General features: G+C 58.5%; 1 pseudogene. It reads right to left on the reverse strand.

What is annotated here, in order from left to right:
* Positions 1-145 precede the first annotated feature (145 nt).
* Positions 146-1,605, reverse strand: a pseudogene (locus ACWGXF_RS24315) (Tn3-like element IS1071 family transposase); the annotation flags it as partial.

The following is a 1,605-nucleotide window of genomic DNA, read 5'->3' on the forward strand; positions in this document are numbered from 1 at the left end:
CAGGGGTCTCCTCGTTTTCAGTGCAATAAGTGACGGTACGAAAAGCTAGCACTGGCGCGGAGGTGGTGTTGGTAGATCGTTGATTTCATTGACTTTCCTGTTCACTTTCAAATCTGCGATTCGTGGCGTCAAACCGTGGTCGGTTTCATCCATTGGTGCCAGTTATCGATGCATTTGGCCGCGAAGGCAGGATTTGGTCAGCATAGCGGTCAACCGGGAAGCGAAACACACCCCGCAAGTTGATGCTCTCCAGCTTGGTGGGCGCAATCTTCCCGATCAGTTCCGGTGGAATGACCTGGCGGCGGTTCGACCAGCGATCCAGGACCGCCTGCATCTGTGAGGTATTCCACGCCATCACGATGTTGGCCATCAGGCTCAACGCATCGGCCACAGCCTGCATTTCATCGACACGTTTGGCCTGCGCCGGGCTGATCCGGCCGGTATAAATGGCGCGCTTGAGGGCGTTAACAGCCTCGCCCCGATTGAGCACCCGGCGCAACTCGTTCCTGAAAGCGTCCTTGACAAAGTAGTCAGCCAAAAACGCCGTACGCAGCAACCGCCCCAATTGCACGCCAGCCTCATAGATTGGATCGCCCTGGGCGGCAGAACCGAACCGCGCAAGAGCTGCCACCGCACTGGCATGTCCGCTCATGACCGAGGCTGCCAGGTGCACCAGACTATCCCAATGCTTTTCGATCAAAGCGACGTCGACATTGGCTTCGCACACCGCAGCGATTTCTGCGGGCACTTTGGTGCCGCGTGGCACAAAGAGGTGGCGCTGTTTGAGTTCCTTCAACCGCGGGCAAAGATCAAAACCAAGCAAACGGGCATGTGACATGGCAAAGTCGGTGTAGCCATGGGTATCCACAGCAAGCTGGCTGGTCTCCAGCTTTTCTTGGCGGATGACACCTTCAATGGCCACGCCCGCCTGGCGCTCATTGAGCACAAAGGGCTGCGCATGGAAGATGCCCCACCGGTCTTTTACATGGGAGTAGATTCCAATGGAAGGTGTGTTGCGCCGAGGATCAAGCCGGGCTTGCCACACCCGTTTGGTGGTCTCCATGCTCATCATGTCAGAAGATGCCAAATCGGACCGCCCCCAGGTGGCGGCAATCGGGTGTCGCTGCATGAATTCCAGCACAGCCTGGCAGGCCTGGCTCAGACGCCGTTCGTCCCGCGCCCAGCGCATGGCCTGGCGAATGCTGGTGGCAGACAATTGCGGAATCATGCGCGCGCATTCGACCGCAGTCAGACTGGTGCCGTGGGCCATGATGCCGGCATAGACCATCAGCAGCTCGTCGGTAGAGCGCGGCTCACGTCCGAGCATGATCCAGCTAAAGCGCACCTGGGCGTCAACGGCCAGAATCACTTCCGGCAATTGAACCTCACCGATGCGGTGATCCAAAGCCGCGCGCAGCTTGGTCACTTCTGGGTCTTCGTCCTCTGCGGGCAATGGCGACAAATGGAGTTCATCATCCACGCGCAGTACGCCACTGCGGGCTGCAGCGGCCACCGCATCGACACCGGCAGTTACTCTGGCCAGCAAAGGCTTCAAGAAAGTGGCAGCCTTGCTGGGTAACGATAGACGGGCATAGTGTTTCTTGG

It is taken from the genome of Comamonas sp. HJ-2 (assembly GCF_053615495.1).